Consider the following 14,131-nt stretch of genomic DNA (forward strand, 5'->3'; position numbering starts at 1 on the left):
CCTGTCACCCGAGGAGTACGAGGAGGCGTACTACCGCACACTCCAAGATCAACCCGACACGGCTACCACCCAACCCGACCCCGTCCGAGCCAGGTAACCGGAGTTCCGGGAAAACGGGGGAACCTCAGTACAGGGAGTGCTCCGGCTTCTGGTGCGCTTGGCGGACGTTCCGGTACCGGGCCAGGAGTACAGGGCGCCGGACCAGGCCGGGCCGGCGGCATGGCACCCATGATGCCGATGGGGAGCGGCGCTGGTAGGAGCGACCAGGAAAGGGAGCGCACGACCTGGCTCAATGAAGACGAGGATATCTGGGGTGACGACGGAGATACGGTCCCGCCGGTGATCGGCTGAGTCGGTGGATGCGACCACGGCGAAAGGCGGGGAACGATGAGGCGGCTCTTTCGTTGGGCCAGTGCCACGCTGGCGGGCGCCGCTCTCCTGGCGACGACCGGAACGCCGGCGTTAGCCCTACCATCACCACGAGAGGAACAGTGGTGGTTTGGCGCCTGGCAAATCCATACGAAGGTGTGGAAGATCAGTCAGGGGCAGGGCGTCACCGTTGCGCTGATCGACACAGGCATTCAGGCCAGGGTGCCTGATCTGCGCGGTGTGGTGCTAAAGGGCATCCACTTCGGCCCTCAGGGCGGTGACGGCCGTACTGACGGCGACCCTGACGGGGACGGGCACGGCACGGGCATGGCGGCCCTGATCGCGGCGCAGGGACGGGGCACTGGGATGCTGGGGGTGGCACCCAAGGTTCGACTGCTTCCCGTGGGGGCGACGGGAACTGATCTCGAAAGATCTCTCAAGTACGCGGCTGACCACGGTGCGGATGTCATCAATATTTCCGCAGGGTGGGATGGCATAGAGTGCCCTGAAGAAACCCAGCAGATGGTCGCATACGCTATCCGGCGTGGTGCTGTGATCGTTGCATCGGCGAGTAATAAAAGCGATTGGGGAGAATCGACTATATACCCTGCGAGCTGTGCCGGAGTGCTTGCTGTAGGAGCGCTCCGCCACGACCTGCAGATCTGGGAGTTATCGACGCCGGGTTGGTATGTGTCGGCGGCAGCTCCCGGTATGGGAGTCGCTTCGATCGGTCTAGCAGGAACTTTCGGTGGTAAAGGCAATGGCACCAGCCAGGCTGCTGCGCTGACATCCGGTGCCGCCGCTCTGGTGCGGGCCAGATACCCGGAGCTGTCCAACCGCCAGGTAGTGCAACGCCTTCTCTACACCACGCGAGATGTGGGCCCGAAGGGCTGGGACAAGTACACCGGCTACGGCGCCATCATCCCCTACCGCGCCCTGACCGAGAAGGTGCCGGCCAACGCACCTAACCCCACCTTCGCCCGCCTCGACCAGTGGGAGGCCAAGCAGAAGCGACAGACAGGTTCCAGTTCGCCGAAGGCTGCGTCCGGTGGGAAGAATCCAGCAGGTAATGCTAAAGGTTCGTCGAACAGCGTGCTCAAGCTAGCATCCTTGGTCGCTGGGATATCGATAATAATTGTGTTCTTTGGTCTTCTTCGTCGCCGTTTCAATATATACATCAGGTACGAGAATCGAGGGCGTGGGTAGCAAATTATTTCTTTTTCTGGCTGGTTTGATCGACTGCCTGAGATGAGGTTCCGCATGGGAGATAATCGGGTCTGGGTGAGAGATATCGAGCTTCTTCGAAAGCTTGGTAGGCACGGGTTCGGTGACCTAGCAAATGATTTGAGTGGGTCGAAGGCGAAAATTAGCGTACTTGATCTGAACCCGGCGGCCTTCGGCGAGAACCCCATACGTGTTGAGATGGAGAAGGCATACGAAAATGCTCGTGCGCAATTTGGTAAGCAGTTGAGTTTTGCCTTTGAGGGGCTGAAGGATTCTGGGGAGGCCATTGTCAAGGCGGCCGATCACTATCGCGCGATTGAAGACAAGCTGTCCAGTTGACTCTCTCGTTCGCTACGTGGAGTATTCATGGGTATTGACCAGTTCGAAAAATTGCTCAGCCTCAGCGGCCTTGAACTGCTGGATGCGGGAGCGCGCTTGGTAGGAAAGCCAGAACCGTCACGGGTCGCAAAACCATTGACTTCGGTAAATCCAAATCTTATCAAGCCGACTCAGGATGAATGGTGGCGCGCTGCAGACCAGTTGATCGCTCATCTAGAGGGGTTCCGCACTCAGCGAGCGGTTGTGATGGCTAACTGGGATGTTCCTAAAGGCTTCCCCGAATACATGGATGATATGGCCACCAAACTAGAGGAACTCCAACGAGCTATGCATGGCGTCAGCTGGCAGCTCGACGGAATCAGTAAAACGCTGTCCGATGCCAAAGAAGGAGCCGAGCTGCGTATCAAGGACGCTGGGTTCGCCGTGGCCATGGGTATCGTCGCTACTTTGATCGGAGCGGCCGCCGGTGGCGCCGGTGGTGCGGTGGCGGCCGGTATCGTTACGGCGATCATCGTGGCTCTCATCACCTGGCTCTATCAGCGTAGTAACTCATTGGATAAGAAGCTGAGAGATCAGAACGGTCAACTGGAGGCGCTCAAGGCACTGGTAAGTCAGACGAACCTCAAGAAAGTAACTTTGCCCAGCCCGCCTGATCTGAGTAACGTGAAGGGATTTTCATCCATTCACGAGCCTCGTGGAGTTTGACCTTTACTCGAAGGAGTTGGTATGGAAGATTCGACTGTAGCGCAAGGACTTGATCAACTCTACCGCCTGAAAGAGGCAATTAAGGATATTGCTAAAAATCCCTACGTTGCGACGTCAAGTGATGGTCTGATAAAGGTCAGTGCGGTTGCCTCGGGGCAGGTCGTGGATATAAATATCAATCCACGAGTTTACCGTAACCCAGACAGTGTTGGGCTTGCTTCGACTATCCTCCAAACACTCAATCAGGCCATTGCGGGTGCTACCGCAATGCAGCTAGAAAGCCTCGAACGAGCCTCTGGTGGTTTGGCGGGTTCGTTTCAGGAGCTCCTCCAAAGCGCCGCTGCGGTGGCCGAAGAGCTCATGGACGAGGCCGATGACATGTGGCGCCAGGAATAACTTTATTTTCACTGGATCGTTGAGTTGTAGCTGAGTATGGGCGTACGAGGTTGTTAGGGATGTCTGAGTGAAGCATTTGGGTGGAGTTATGAAACTGTCCACTGCTCCGGGACGGCTGGGTTGGTTTTTCTGGGGCTTCAATCTACTGACTGCTATCGCTGTCCTGATATTCGCCTTAGTGGCGAACGAGGCACTGCGAGAGGGCGGGGATGATTTGTTTGCCACCATGTTGCTCTTGCTTGCCATTTCTTTCTTTATCGTAATTGCGACTTATGTGTTGGCCGCCTATCGTCGTTATTTTTGGTTGGAGGGTACCGTGGCGTGGCGGCGCGGTATATTGAGCAACCAGAATTACGACCTTGCTGTGGCAGAAATAAGCGTGGGGAGCGGACGGATCGGGCTTGCCGTGCCGCCAATACCCCGGCTAGTCATCCGGCAGGACGGGCGCCGGCCAGCCAGGCTTTGGTTGCGTAACCGTGATCGTGGCTTGGCCTGGCTCCCTGCTGGCGAACTGGAGGCACTGGCCACCGCTATCTCCTACGGCCGAGAGAATGATCCACAGGTCATAACAGTGGTGGATGCTCTACGGCGTGCAGCAACTGACCCTTTTCTGCACCGCCTGAGCTAGGGCTATGCGGCGGATAGGGCGCGGGGAGTTCTGAGGGCGGTTTGTTTGCCACAACGGAGCAGGCTTGGTAGCGAGGTGGTGTAACAACTCCTCGGGCGCACGGCAGTTGACTTCTGTGACAGTGGTGGTGCCTTCTCAACGGGTTTGGCACGAGAGCCCCGGATGAGCGGGACGGAGGACACCGCTCATCCGGGGAGTTCCACTTTCGCCGACTCTGCTCGATCACGGCTTCTCCTCACTGGCCGGTTCGCTGTGTAGCAGGCGTTCCACTTCCGGGCGGGGGTAGCGGCGGTGGCCGCCGAGGGTGAGGACGAAGCTCAGCCGTCCCTCGGTGGCCCACCGAGCCACGGTCTTGGGGTCGACGCGGAACATGTGGGCGACTTCGGCGGGGGTGAGCAGATCAGGAGGTGGGTGCATCGGTTCTCGTGCCTTGGGGAGGGTGCGGGGTCCACTGGTGGTGGATCTGGGCCCAGGTGACCTTGCCGGTGGCCTTCGCGCCCGGCGGGATCTGTCCGGGGGTGACGTCGGGGCGGGGCTCGGGCCACTGCATTCCGTCGGTGAGCGGGCGTGCGGGCCAGTACCAGCCCCACCGGGTCGTCACCGCTTCCACCAGCAGTAATCCCCGGCCGTGTTCCTCGCCCGCACCAGGCGATCGCCGTATCGGTGGGGAGGGGACCTGGTCCCACGTCTCCACCGTCACCAGCGAGCCGTCCGGGGCGGGGGCGGCGGTGAGGCGGAGCCGCACCACCGGTGTCTGCGGGCTCATCTCCTGAGCAACCTTCTCCAGCGCATTCACGCTGTTGGTGACCAGCTCGCTGACCACCAGCCGCATCGTGTCGCACGCACAGGTCAGCCCCCAACCGGTCAGCGTCTCCACCACCAGCCGCCGGGCCCATCCCGGGGCGCTCGGAGTGGCGGCCAGAGACCTGTACTCCACTAGCCGTGTGTCGTTCACTGTCATGGCCCCTCCCAGCGCGGCACGCATGTCACGCCTCTGGCTCGTTTGGGCACCGTCCGTGGCTGCGAGCTGACATGCTCTTTGCTTGCAGGTGTCCTGTATAACAGAAAAATGCAGGGCTGCACATGGCGGACCTGTAAATCGTTAGGCTGTGTAGCTGGAGAGGCAGGTCAGTATGGCCGCTGGAGAGAGCCCCACCGTTCGCAGGCGGCAGCTCATCAACGAGCTCAAGCGACTGCGCGAGAGCGCGGGCCTGACTCAGGACCAGGTCGCAGAGCAGATGGACTGGCACCCGACCAAGGTCTTCCGTATCGAGACCGGTCGCACCGGACCGCACCCCAACGACGTTCGCGGCCTGCTCGACATCTACGGAGTGACCGGCACCACCCAGCGTGCGGCTCTGATCCAGTTGGCCAAAGACGCCCGCAAACGCGGGTGGTGGTACTCCTACCGGGACGTCCTCCCCAGCCGTTACGAGTTCTACATCGGCATGGAGTCCGAAGCGTCATCCGTCCGCACCTTCGAACTGGCCGTGATCCCCGGCCTGCTCCAGACCGAGGACTACGCCCGCGCCCTGGTGAGCGGCGGCCCCATGGAACTCGACACCGACGAGATCCAGCGGCGCGTCGAAGTCCGCATGGCCCGCCAACAGGTACTCGACCGCACCGACCGACCTCAGCTATGGGCGATCATCGACGAAGCCGCCATCCGCCGCCCCATCGGTGGACCGAAGGTCATGGCCGCCCAGCTACGTCATCTCATCGAGGCGTCCGAACAGGGCAAGACGACCGTGCAGGTCATCCCCTACCGCGTCGGCGCCCATTCGGGCACTGGGGGCCCGTTCATCATCTTGGGCTTCCCCACCGCCACAGATGTGGACGTGGTTTACATGGAGACCATCGGCGGCAACCTGTGGGTCGACCAATACGAGGAAGTACAGCTCTACAGCACGGCCTTCGATCACCTCCGAGCCGTCGCCCTCAGTCCCGACGACACGCGCGCTATGCTCGATAAAGCCCGACAAGAGGTCCAATGACTGTAAGAGGAGGCACGGGAATGCTCACCCAGAACCTGTCCGGTGCAGGGTGGCGCAAGAGCACTCGCAGCCAGCAGAACGGCGCCTGCGTCGAGCTCGCCACCCCTTCCTCGCACCGCGTCTTGGTCCGAGACAGCACTGATCCCCATGGCTCCACGCTGTCCTTCGACCAAGCCACTTGGCGGATCTTTAGCCAGGCCGTGAAAACCGGAACCTACGACCTCTAGTCTCGTCCGCTCTTGTGCTCCTTGCCGAGCCGCCCAACCGCTCTCGTTATGGGTGCTCCTGCCCGATCGTTTCGGGCTTGGCGAGGGCTCAGTCCGGGGAGCGGAGGTGCTGGAGGAGGCGCTGGTAGCGCTGCCAGGAGTCGGTGGCGGGGCCCAGTTCGAACCAGGTGAGGTCGCCGGCCCGCTGGGACGGGACGTCCGCGGGGCCCGTGCGGGCGCCGGGCATCGCCAGGCCGAGCGGGCTGGGCGCGCCCGTCCAGCGGGGTTCGAAGGTGAGGTCGGCGCGGCCAGGGTTGATCATCGCGAGCAGGGAGGTCAGGGGGGATGCGGCCGCCGCGGCGGCGGCCAGTTCCGGTAGGGCGGCCGGTTGCGGCGGGTCCTCGGGCGGGAAGCCCGCCACCAGCGAGGTGGATTCGACGGGGCCCGGCCCGAACTCCATGACCGCGACGCAGGCGCGCCGCCCTCCGCCGACCGCCAGCACCCGGGACGGGCGCTCTGCGACGGCGGCGGCCAGGTCCTCGCGCCGCCACGGGTTCTCGATCGGCTCGACCGGCCCCCAGCCGGCGGGGGCGTACCCGGTCAGAAGGGCGAACAGCCGCTCGACCGCCGCGCCGGGGGCGGAGCCGGGCGCGGTGCGGAAGGTCAGCGCGAGGTGGGTGCCGGACGGCGGGCCGGACCCGTTGACGTAGGCCGGCGCGTACCCGTCGCCGGCGTGGACGAAGGCGGCGCCGTCCCAGCGCAGCGGGCGCCCGGTCAGGCCCTCGTAGTAGGAGCCGTCGTCGGCGCGGACCACCCAGCGGGACGGTGGCCGGCCGAACACCGTCCGCAGCGCCAGGGAGAGCCGGGAGGTGGGCGGCGTGACGACCTGGAGGGCCCGGCCGTCGGCCAACCGCTGCGCGTCGTTCAGCCAGGGGCCGGCCGACACCAGCGGACGGTCCTGGAGGACGACTACGGCCTGCGCGGTGAGCGCGTCGACGCCGCTCATGCGGCCGGCCAGACGGAGCCGCCGTACCGCCGGACCAGCAGGTCCGCCAGCCCGCGAGCCTGGTGCCGGGCGTCGGGCAGGTCGCCCGCGGCGCGCAGTTCCACCCACCAGACGGGGACGTTGACGGGCACACCCAGCAGGCGCTCGGCCTCGCCCGGCACCCGGACATAGCGGGGGGCCGCCGCCGCGACCAGCAGGCGGCCCGACGCGTCGAGTACCTGGACGGCACCGTCCAGGGTGGCGGCGGGCAGCCGGAGTTCGGCGACGGCCGCCACGACGTCGGGGCGCCGGGGGGTCAGCGTGACGAGGTCGCGGCTCATGCGGTCTCCAGGGATCGGCTGAACGCCTCCACCGCGATCCGGGCGGCGGCGGTCCGGGTGGTGCCGGCGGTCCGCCCCTCCTCGATGGCCGCGCCGACGGCCAGGTGCCGGTCGTAGGGCAGGTGCTGGACGGGCAGCCCGCCCTCGGCCAGCAACCGCCGGGCCCCGTCGAGGTCGGCGTCGATGTGCGGGGTGTGGGTGACGAGCACGACGACGGTGCGCCCCAGCAGCGGGCCGAGCCCGTTGCGGCCGAACCAGTCGAGCGCGCCGCGCGCGCTGAGGGCGCCGTCGACCGTGCCCGGCGTCACCAGGATCTGGGCGTGCGCGTCGGCCAGGATGCCGCGCTGCAACCGGGCGTTGACCCCGGCCGCGCAGTCGATCATGGCGATCGAGGCGTAGCGGCTCAGCAGCCCGGCGGCGGTCTGGAAGGTGCCGAGGTCCAGTTCGTCGCCGAGCCGCCCGCCGGCGCCGGCGGCCAGCACCCAGGGGCCGTTCGGCGACCGGGCGAGGTACCCGGCGGCCTCCTCCCAGGCGCGGGGTTGCGCACCGGCCAGGTCGTGGACGGACCGCTCGGCGGCCACCCCCAGCCGCAGCGGCAGCGACCCGAGCCCCGAGTCGGCGTCCAGGCCGAGGACGCGGTCGTCGCGATGCCCGGCGAGCACCGACGCGACGAGCGCCGTCACGGTCGACTTGCCCGCCCCGCCGCGGATGCTCGTCACCGCGATGCGCCGGCACGACGGGACGGCCCGCCGCAGCCGCTCGGCGACCTCACCGAGTTCGCGCACGTCCGCAGCACCGGAGGTGCCGACCGCCCGCTTCACGCTCCGGCCGACCCGCCGCATCAGCGGGTCGCCGTAGGGGGTCCGGGCGGCGGGTTCCCCGCCCGGCGCCGGGGGCTGCACGGGCGCCGGGAGCGGGCCGGGCCCGGCCTGTGCGCCGGGATGCGGCGGGCCGGGCGCCGCCGGCGCCTGCCCGGCCTGCGGGTAGAACTGCGCGGCCGGCGCCCGCTCGGTCGGGTCGACGACCGTCTGCTCGGCGGGCGGAGGCTGCTCGGCCGGGCCGGGGGGCGAGTCCTGGACGGGGGTGTGACCGGCGTGCCAGTCCGTCAGAGGATGAACGGCCGGCTCGGCGGGCGCGTACCAGGAGGTCGCATGGTCATGCGGGCCGGCCGGGGCCTGCGCGGCCGTCCCGGGGGAGGTCGGCCGGGGCGGGAGCGGGAGGTCGAGCCGGGTCTGGGCGGCGGGGTCGGCCATGCGGGGGAGGGTGGGGCCGGTCAGCCCCTGCTCGGGTACGCCGAGTTCGCGCAGTACGTCGTACTGCCAGTCCCCCTGAGGCACCGCTCCCCTTCCAACGGTGGACGGACCCGCCGAATCCTGGACGAGTTTAGCGACGTCCGGTGACCGCCCGGCGGCTGAGCGGATCTTCCCGGCGGTCATGGGCCGGTGGTGGAATCCCCGCTGTGCTGCGGAAACGCTCGTCGTTTCGCCGGTAACGAAGGGTTTCGGCGTCACCGAAACGGGTCGAAGCCGGCCACTCTACGCTTGCGGTCAACATACCGGTGCAGGCCGTGGCTCTCCCCGGCCGGCCACAGCGCACTTGCTCCCAGTCTGGACTACTAGTGAGATGGATGACCGAATTGCCGGACTAAGGAGTGAAAGGGGTCAGTGTTCCGTTGAACCGTACGCGAATTCACGGCAACCTTCTTAGTCTGTACGAGTATTACCGACGACCGGTGCAATCCGCCCCCGCCGAACCCCCAGGGGTCTGACGTGACCGACGTGACGAGCGGGTCCGCGACGACGCGGCTGATCCAGCCGGGCCGCGTCTACGTGGGCTGGCGTTACGCGCACGCGCATCCGGAGCCGGGGGACCCGCCGCGCCGCCCGCAGCCGCCCGAGGCCGAGCAACTCGACCCCGCCTGGCTGGTCGCCAAGCGCCGCGAGAAGAACACCTTCGACCTGCCGATGAAGATCGCCGCCGGTGGTGCGGCGGTGGTCGCCCTGATCTTCCTCCTGGCGGCCGTGGCCGGCGTGCTGCCCTGGGCGTTTGCCGGGGTCGGCCTGCTGGCCTGCGCGATCGTGCTGGGCATCGCCGGCGGCTCGATCTGGGCGGGCGAGCGCCGGCTGCGCGCCCGGATCGACCGGGAGCGCGCCCGGCTGGCCGAGTCGCACGAGGTCCGCCGGCGGGCGCTGAACGCCGCGCACGAGGAGCACGCCGCCGCCTACCGCGAGTGGGAGCGCCGCCGCCGCGCCTACGAGACCCAGCGCGAGTGGTACCCGGTGGCCGTCCCGCCGGGGGTGGACCGGGTGGACGTGGTCGGCGGTACCCTCGCCGGCTGGTCGGCCACGGTGACGATGATGGGCGCGGCCCGGCTGGCCGTGGGCGCCCAGGTGACCGTGGTGGACCTGTCCGAGGGCGCGGTGGCGCAGGAACTCGTCCGGCTGGCCGCCGACCGCAGCGACGACCCGCTGGTGTGGGTGCTCCCGGCCGACCTGCCCCGGCTCGACCTCACGCAGGGGCTGGACCGGGAGGCGCTGGCGGACGTGCTGTCCCTGGTGGTCAGCGCCAGCGAGCAGCAGAGCACCACCCGCGACCTGTCCTTCGACAACGCCATCCTGGAACGCATCATCGCGGTGTTCGGCGGCACCGCCACGATCCCGCAGATCACCGCCGCGCTGCGCGCCCTGGCCCAGGTCGGCGACCCGCGCGACGACCTGCGGCGCGGGCTGATCACCGATGAGCAGCTGATGCGGGTGACCACGCTGTTCGGCCGGGACGCCACCGACCGCATCGTGATCCGGCGGGCCTGGGCGCTGGAGACCCAGCTGCGCAAGCTGGAGGAACTCGGCGCGGACCCCGTCCGGCTGCCGCCGTCCCGGCTGCACGTGGTGTCGATGGACCGGCGGGCCGGGGTGCTCACCAACCGGGTGCTCGGCACCTACGTCGCCACCGCGCTGACCCACCGGATCCGCGCGGCGATGGCGCAGCGGCCCTGGGACCACACGCTGTTCCTGTGCGGGGCGGAGAAGCTGCGCGGCGACGTCCTCGACCGACTGATCGACGCCTGCGAGGCCACCGGCACCGGGCTGGTGCTGATGTACCGGTCGATCCCGCAGCACGTGCGCGCCCGGCTCGGCCGCCGCGGGCACGCCGCGGTCGGCTTCATGCGCCTGGGCAACTCCGAGGACGCCCGGGTGGCCGCCGAGCACATCGGCTCGGCCCGGCCGTTGCAGGTCGCCGAGTTCACCGACTCCGGCGCGGCCGACGTCGGCGACCTGAAGGGCGAGACGTACGCGAGCACGGTCGCCTACGCGCGGATCCGCGGCGAGGAGCCGCTGACCGACCCGGTGTGGTCCCCGCTGCCCGGCCCGGCCGACGACGAGGCGTTCGCGGCGGGCATCACCTCGTCCACAGCCTGGGGACGCAGCGCCGCCGCCGACCGGCGGACCGGCCCGCAGCGGTCCCGCGAGCTGCTGGTCGAGCCGCACCAGCTCCAGGAACTGCCGCCCACCGCAATGATCTTCACGCATGCCACGCCCGCCGGGCGGCGCGTCCTGCTGGTGGACGCCAACCCCGGCATCATCGGCCTGCCCGCCACGCACTCGCTGGAGTACGAGGAGTTCCTGCGCGAACAGCAGGTCGAGGAGAAGCCGCCGCCCAACCTGGGACCCCCGCCCGAGCGCCTCGACTTCCGCAGGGAGAAGTGACGCGCCCCGGCGAGCCGAACGCGCGCCGGCCCGGCCTCGGGGGCCCCGAGCCACCTGGGCGCGTGCCGGCCCGGCTCCCGGGGGAACGGTGCCGCGCCCCCAGACCATGTGACTTACGACATACCGCACCGGCCTGGGCGTGCTGGATCCCCAGGACGGGTGGCCGTGGACGAGCGGGGTTGATAGGGATGCTGCCGTGAGCGCCTACCCCGGCCCGCCCCCCGATCCGCGCCCCCGGCCCGGCGTCGAGCCAGGCCCCCCGCCGCCCGGCTTCGCCCGGCCCGGGCCCGAGCCCGCCCGGCGGCCGTCGCTGCCCGGACCCTGGTACCGCATCCAGGCGATCCCCACCCCCGAACGGGCCTCCTCCGCCGAGTGGGACTTCGTCACCGTGCTCCCGGCGGTGCTGTCGGCCGCCCAGCAGCGCCGGCCCTTCGTGGTGGCCTGGCTGTCGCGCGGGCACGGCGCGCCACTGGAGCTGATCACCAACGCCGGGCCGCCCGACCCGGCCGGCGGTGACGTCCAGGGCCTGCTGTTCCCCAACGGCGCCCGGGGCGTCGCCGTGGACGACGGCTGGCTGCGCCAGGCCGAGCGGATGGCGTGGACCCGCTGCCCCGGCCGGCTCGCCCCGCAGGTGCCCCGGTCGCAGCCGCCCACCGGGCCGAGCCTGTTCGAGTCCACGCTGGTCACCCTGATGGAACGGCCGTTCGGCTGGCTGGTGATCGCCGAACCGGGTGAGGAGCGGCTGGTCGACCAGGAGATCGTCGAGATCCACCACGAGCTGCGAATGCTGCGCCGGGGCGAGGACGAGCAGGCCCGGCTGTCGGTGGCCCGCGCCGACCAGCGGCTGGCCGAGCTGGACGCGTTCCGCGAGGCCGGGCTGTGGCGGGTCCGGGTGCTGGCCGGGGCCGCCACCCCCCAGGACCTCGGGCAGATCGCCCCGGTGCTGGTCGGCTCGATGGAGATGAGCCACCACCCCTACCGGCTGCGCTCGGGCCAGGGCGCCGGGAAGTTCGCCGAGATGCTGGAGAACACCGTCCCGCAGACCCGGCAGACCGTGCTGGCCCGGCCGCTGCCCGACGCCGGGGAGCTGCGGTACCCGTTCGTCGCGACGGCCGGCACGCTCGCCGCGCTCGCCGGCCTCCCCCGCCGGGAGGTGCCCGGCCTGCGGGTGCTCGACTCCGGCTACTTCGACGTCACCTCCGAGACCGACGACCTGGCCGCCGCGCCCGGGAACCCGCACGTCGAGCTCGGCCACATCCTCGACGGGCAGGACCGGCGGGTCGGCACGTTCACCGTCCCCCGCGAGACCCTCAACCGGCACGTCTTCGTCACCGGGGCCACCGGCGCGGGCAAGTCGCAGACCGTGCGCCACCTGCTCGAACAGCTCACCCGGGGCGGCATCCCGTGGCTGGCGATCGAGCCCGCCAAGTCCGAGTACGCGGCGATGGCCGGGCGGCTCGGCGACGCCGTCACGGTGATCAACCCCTCCGACCCGGAGGCCGTCCCGGTCTCGGTCAATCCGCTGGCGCCCGAGCCGGGCTACCCCGTCCAGGCGCACATCGACATGGTGCGGGCGCTGTTCGCGGCCTCCTTCGACGCCGAGGAGCCATTCCCGCAGATCATGGCGCAGGCCCTGCAACGGGTCTACGAGGTCAACGGCTGGGACGTCGTCACCGGCGCCGCGGTGCCCGGCTCGCTGGTCGCGCCCGCCGTCCCCACCCTCGAACAGCTCCAGCGGGCCGCGCTGGACGTGATCGGCGAGGTGGGCTACGGCCGGGAGCTGATGGCCGACGTCAAGGGCTTCGTGGACGTCCGGCTGCGCTCGCTGCGGATCGGGTCGGCGGGCCGGTTCTTCGAGGGCGGGCACCCGGCCGACATCGGCGGGCTGCTCCGCGACAACGTGGTACTGGCGATCGAGGACGTCGCCAACGACGAGGACAAGGCGTTCCTGATGGGCACGCTGATCATCCGGATCGTCGAGCACCTGCGGATGCGCGCCCGGCAGGCCGGGGACGACGGCCGGTCCGGGCTGCGCCACGTGATCGTGATCGAGGAGGCGCACCGGCTGCTGCGCAACCGCGGCTCGGAGCGGGCCAGCGCGCACGCCGTCGAGCTGTTCGCCGGGCTGCTGGCCGAAATCCGCGCCTACGGTGAGGGCATCATCGTCGCCGAGCAGATCCCCACCAAGCTCGTCCCGGACGTCATCAAGAACACCGCGCTCAAGGTGGTGCACCGGCTGCCCGCCCACGACGACCGGCACCAGGTCGGCGCCGCCATGAACCTGGACGAGGACCAGTCGCGCGAGGTCGTCTCGCTGCAGCCCGGGGTCGCCGCGGTCTTCGCCGACGGCATGGACCGGCCACTGCGGGTGCGGATCCCCTACGGCGAGGGGCGGGAGCGGACCCGGACCGGACCGCCGCCGCCGCTGGACGGCCGCCGGTCGGCCGCCTGCGGCTGCGAGTGCCGTTCCGGCCGGGCCTGCACGCTGTTCGAACTACGCGAGGCCGACCTGAACGCCGGCCGCGAGGACTGGGCGTGGCTGCGGCTGTGGGGCGAGTGCCTGGTGCTCGCCCACGTGGTCAACCGGCCGCTGCCCGGGGTGCCGTCCCCGCTGGGCCGGATGTGGTCGCGGCTGGCGCCCCGGCTGCGCGAGTGCATGCTCGCCACCGTGATCGAGCGCGCGGTGGGGCGGCGGGCCGCGGCGCTCCGCTCGGCGTACGCACCGGACGAGCTCACCGCGGAGGTCGCCGGCGTGGCCCAGCGGCTGCTCGGCGGCTCCGGGACCTCCGGCGAGCCGCCCGGGACGACCTGGGTGATCCCGCAGCTGCGCTGGCTGCACGAGATGGACCGGCTGCTCCCCGGCGAGGGGCCGCCGTTCGACAAGCACGCGCCCGCCCCGCCGCTGGACTACCCGCTGCACGGCCTCCGGCAGACCCCCGACACCCTGCTGGGGCACCGGATGCGCGGCCTGCGCCGGCACCCGCTCTCGATGGAGCTGGCGCACAACCGTTCGGTCGCGCTGACCGCCCTCACCGGTGCGGACGGGCACGCCGGGTTCGAGGACGACCTCGCCATCACCGCGGTCGGGGTCGATCCGGACGACCGGCTGGAGTACGCGGCCGAGGCGATGCGCGTGGAGCACTGGCTGGAACCGGTGCTGAGCTGGCCGGAGCGGTTCATCCACAGCTTCGAGGAGGAAGCTCTGCAGGAGGAGGCGTCCTTCCCCGAGCCCTGACG

At 69.3% G+C, this 14,131-nt stretch carries 14 protein-coding genes; 9 read left to right on the plus strand and 5 right to left on the minus strand.

Translation table 11 applies throughout. The features are described from left to right. The first annotated feature begins 387 nt into the window (after nucleotides 1-387). The 5 genes from DPM19_RS30320 (at nucleotide 388) to DPM19_RS35000 (ending at nucleotide 3,661) form a co-directional block, all read left to right on the plus strand. Complete coding sequence (locus DPM19_RS30320) at nucleotides 388-1,575, plus strand: S8 family serine peptidase (RefSeq protein ID WP_111871510.1); 1,188 nt, start codon at nucleotides 388-390, stop codon at nucleotides 1,573-1,575. Between the two features lie 42 nt (nucleotides 1,576-1,617). Continuing rightward, on the plus strand, nucleotides 1,618-1,932 hold the full coding sequence (locus DPM19_RS34990) for a hypothetical protein (protein WP_146779050.1): 315 nt from the start codon (nucleotides 1,618-1,620) through the stop codon (nucleotides 1,930-1,932). 27 nt (nucleotides 1,933-1,959) lie between these two features. Continuing rightward, nucleotides 1,960-2,637, plus strand: a complete 678-nt coding sequence (locus DPM19_RS34995) for a hypothetical protein (protein ID WP_146779051.1) — start codon at nucleotides 1,960-1,962, stop codon at nucleotides 2,635-2,637. A 21-nt stretch (nucleotides 2,638-2,658) separates the two neighbouring features. After that, nucleotides 2,659-3,033 carry a YbaB/EbfC family nucleoid-associated protein gene (locus tag DPM19_RS30325; RefSeq protein ID WP_111871511.1) on the plus strand — a complete coding sequence of 125 codons (375 nt, stop codon included), beginning with the start codon at nucleotides 2,659-2,661 and terminating at the stop codon, nucleotides 3,031-3,033. Between the two features lie 88 nt (nucleotides 3,034-3,121). Further along, on the plus strand, nucleotides 3,122-3,661 hold the full coding sequence (locus tag DPM19_RS35000) for a hypothetical protein (RefSeq protein ID WP_146779052.1): 540 nt from the start codon (nucleotides 3,122-3,124) through the stop codon (nucleotides 3,659-3,661). 222 nt (nucleotides 3,662-3,883) lie between these two features. Here the strand turns inward: DPM19_RS35000 and DPM19_RS30330 are convergent, their stop codons facing one another. Then, a complete protein-coding gene (locus DPM19_RS30330) occupies nucleotides 3,884-4,078 on the minus strand; it encodes a BldC family transcriptional regulator (RefSeq protein ID WP_111871512.1) in 195 nt (64 codons plus the stop codon). Then, complete coding sequence (locus DPM19_RS30335) at nucleotides 4,062-4,622, minus strand: ATP-binding protein (RefSeq protein ID WP_146779053.1); 561 nt, start codon at nucleotides 4,620-4,622, stop codon at nucleotides 4,062-4,064. Before DPM19_RS30335 ends, DPM19_RS30330 begins: the two co-directional genes overlap by 17 nt. A 172-nt stretch (nucleotides 4,623-4,794) precedes the next feature. Between DPM19_RS30335 and DPM19_RS30340 the strand changes: the two genes are divergently transcribed. Together DPM19_RS30340 and DPM19_RS30345 are read left to right on the plus strand one after the other, a co-directional pair. Next, nucleotides 4,795-5,655, plus strand: coding sequence for a helix-turn-helix domain-containing protein (locus tag DPM19_RS30340; RefSeq protein ID WP_111871514.1), 861 nt, complete (start codon nucleotides 4,795-4,797; stop codon nucleotides 5,653-5,655). A 20-nt stretch (nucleotides 5,656-5,675) separates the two neighbouring features. Continuing rightward, the gene (locus DPM19_RS30345; protein WP_111871515.1) at nucleotides 5,676-5,882 is read left to right on the plus strand and encodes a DUF397 domain-containing protein; all 207 of its coding nucleotides are present in this window, start codon (nucleotides 5,676-5,678) and stop codon (nucleotides 5,880-5,882) included. A gap of 88 nt (nucleotides 5,883-5,970) precedes the next feature. On the opposite strand, the gene DPM19_RS30350 is transcribed toward DPM19_RS30345, so the two are convergent. From DPM19_RS30350 to DPM19_RS30360, 3 genes are read right to left on the minus strand one after another with little or no spacing between them, the layout of a single operon-like run. Continuing rightward, complete coding sequence (locus DPM19_RS30350) at nucleotides 5,971-6,867, minus strand: DUF6177 family protein (protein ID WP_111871516.1); 897 nt, start codon at nucleotides 6,865-6,867, stop codon at nucleotides 5,971-5,973. Next, a complete protein-coding gene (locus DPM19_RS30355) occupies nucleotides 6,864-7,187 on the minus strand; it encodes a hypothetical protein (protein WP_111871517.1) in 324 nt (107 codons plus the stop codon). Before DPM19_RS30355 ends, DPM19_RS30350 begins: the two co-directional genes overlap by 4 nt. Continuing rightward, nucleotides 7,184-8,524, minus strand: a complete 1,341-nt coding sequence (locus tag DPM19_RS30360; RefSeq protein WP_111871518.1) for a MinD/ParA family ATP-binding protein — start codon at nucleotides 8,522-8,524, stop codon at nucleotides 7,184-7,186. The genes DPM19_RS30355 and DPM19_RS30360 overlap by 4 nt, the downstream gene beginning before the upstream one ends. A gap of 432 nt (nucleotides 8,525-8,956) precedes the next feature. Here DPM19_RS30360 and DPM19_RS30365 point away from each other — a divergent pair, with 432 nt between their 5' ends. Further along, complete coding sequence (locus tag DPM19_RS30365; protein ID WP_233510944.1) at nucleotides 8,957-10,894, plus strand: hypothetical protein; 1,938 nt, start codon at nucleotides 8,957-8,959, stop codon at nucleotides 10,892-10,894. A gap of 196 nt (nucleotides 10,895-11,090) precedes the next feature. Beyond that, nucleotides 11,091-14,129, plus strand: a complete 3,039-nt coding sequence (locus tag DPM19_RS30370) for an ATP-binding protein (RefSeq protein WP_233510946.1) — start codon at nucleotides 11,091-11,093, stop codon at nucleotides 14,127-14,129. Nucleotides 14,130-14,131 lie beyond the last annotated feature (2 nt).

The sequence above is a fragment of the Actinomadura craniellae genome (assembly GCF_003289645.1).
In the GTDB taxonomy this organism is placed as follows: domain Bacteria; phylum Actinomycetota; class Actinomycetes; order Streptosporangiales; family Streptosporangiaceae; genus Actinomadura_D; species Actinomadura_D craniellae.

What these genes read in the sequence shown, in the direction of transcription:
- DPM19_RS30320 (WP_111871510.1), top strand. Translation starts at nt 388, where the DNA reads ATGAGGCGGCTCTTTCGTTGGGCCAGTGCCACGCTGGCGGGCGCCGCT.
- DPM19_RS34990 (WP_146779050.1), top strand. Translation starts at nt 1,618, where the DNA reads ATGAGGTTCCGCATGGGAGATAATCGGGTCTGGGTGAGAGATATCGAG.
- DPM19_RS34995 (WP_146779051.1), top strand. Translation starts at nt 1,960, where the DNA reads ATGGGTATTGACCAGTTCGAAAAATTGCTCAGCCTCAGCGGCCTTGAA.
- DPM19_RS30325 (WP_111871511.1), top strand. Translation starts at nt 2,659, where the DNA reads ATGGAAGATTCGACTGTAGCGCAAGGACTTGATCAACTCTACCGCCTG.
- DPM19_RS35000 (WP_146779052.1), top strand. Translation starts at nt 3,122, where the DNA reads ATGAAACTGTCCACTGCTCCGGGACGGCTGGGTTGGTTTTTCTGGGGC.
- DPM19_RS30330 (WP_111871512.1), bottom strand. Translation starts at nt 4,078, where the DNA reads ATGCACCCACCTCCTGATCTGCTCACCCCCGCCGAAGTCGCCCACATG.
- DPM19_RS30335 (WP_146779053.1), bottom strand. Translation starts at nt 4,622, where the DNA reads ATGACAGTGAACGACACACGGCTAGTGGAGTACAGGTCTCTGGCCGCC.
- DPM19_RS30340 (WP_111871514.1), top strand. Translation starts at nt 4,795, where the DNA reads ATGGCCGCTGGAGAGAGCCCCACCGTTCGCAGGCGGCAGCTCATCAAC.
- DPM19_RS30345 (WP_111871515.1), top strand. Translation starts at nt 5,676, where the DNA reads ATGCTCACCCAGAACCTGTCCGGTGCAGGGTGGCGCAAGAGCACTCGC.
- DPM19_RS30350 (WP_111871516.1), bottom strand. Translation starts at nt 6,867, where the DNA reads ATGAGCGGCGTCGACGCGCTCACCGCGCAGGCCGTAGTCGTCCTCCAG.
- DPM19_RS30355 (WP_111871517.1), bottom strand. Translation starts at nt 7,187, where the DNA reads ATGAGCCGCGACCTCGTCACGCTGACCCCCCGGCGCCCCGACGTCGTG.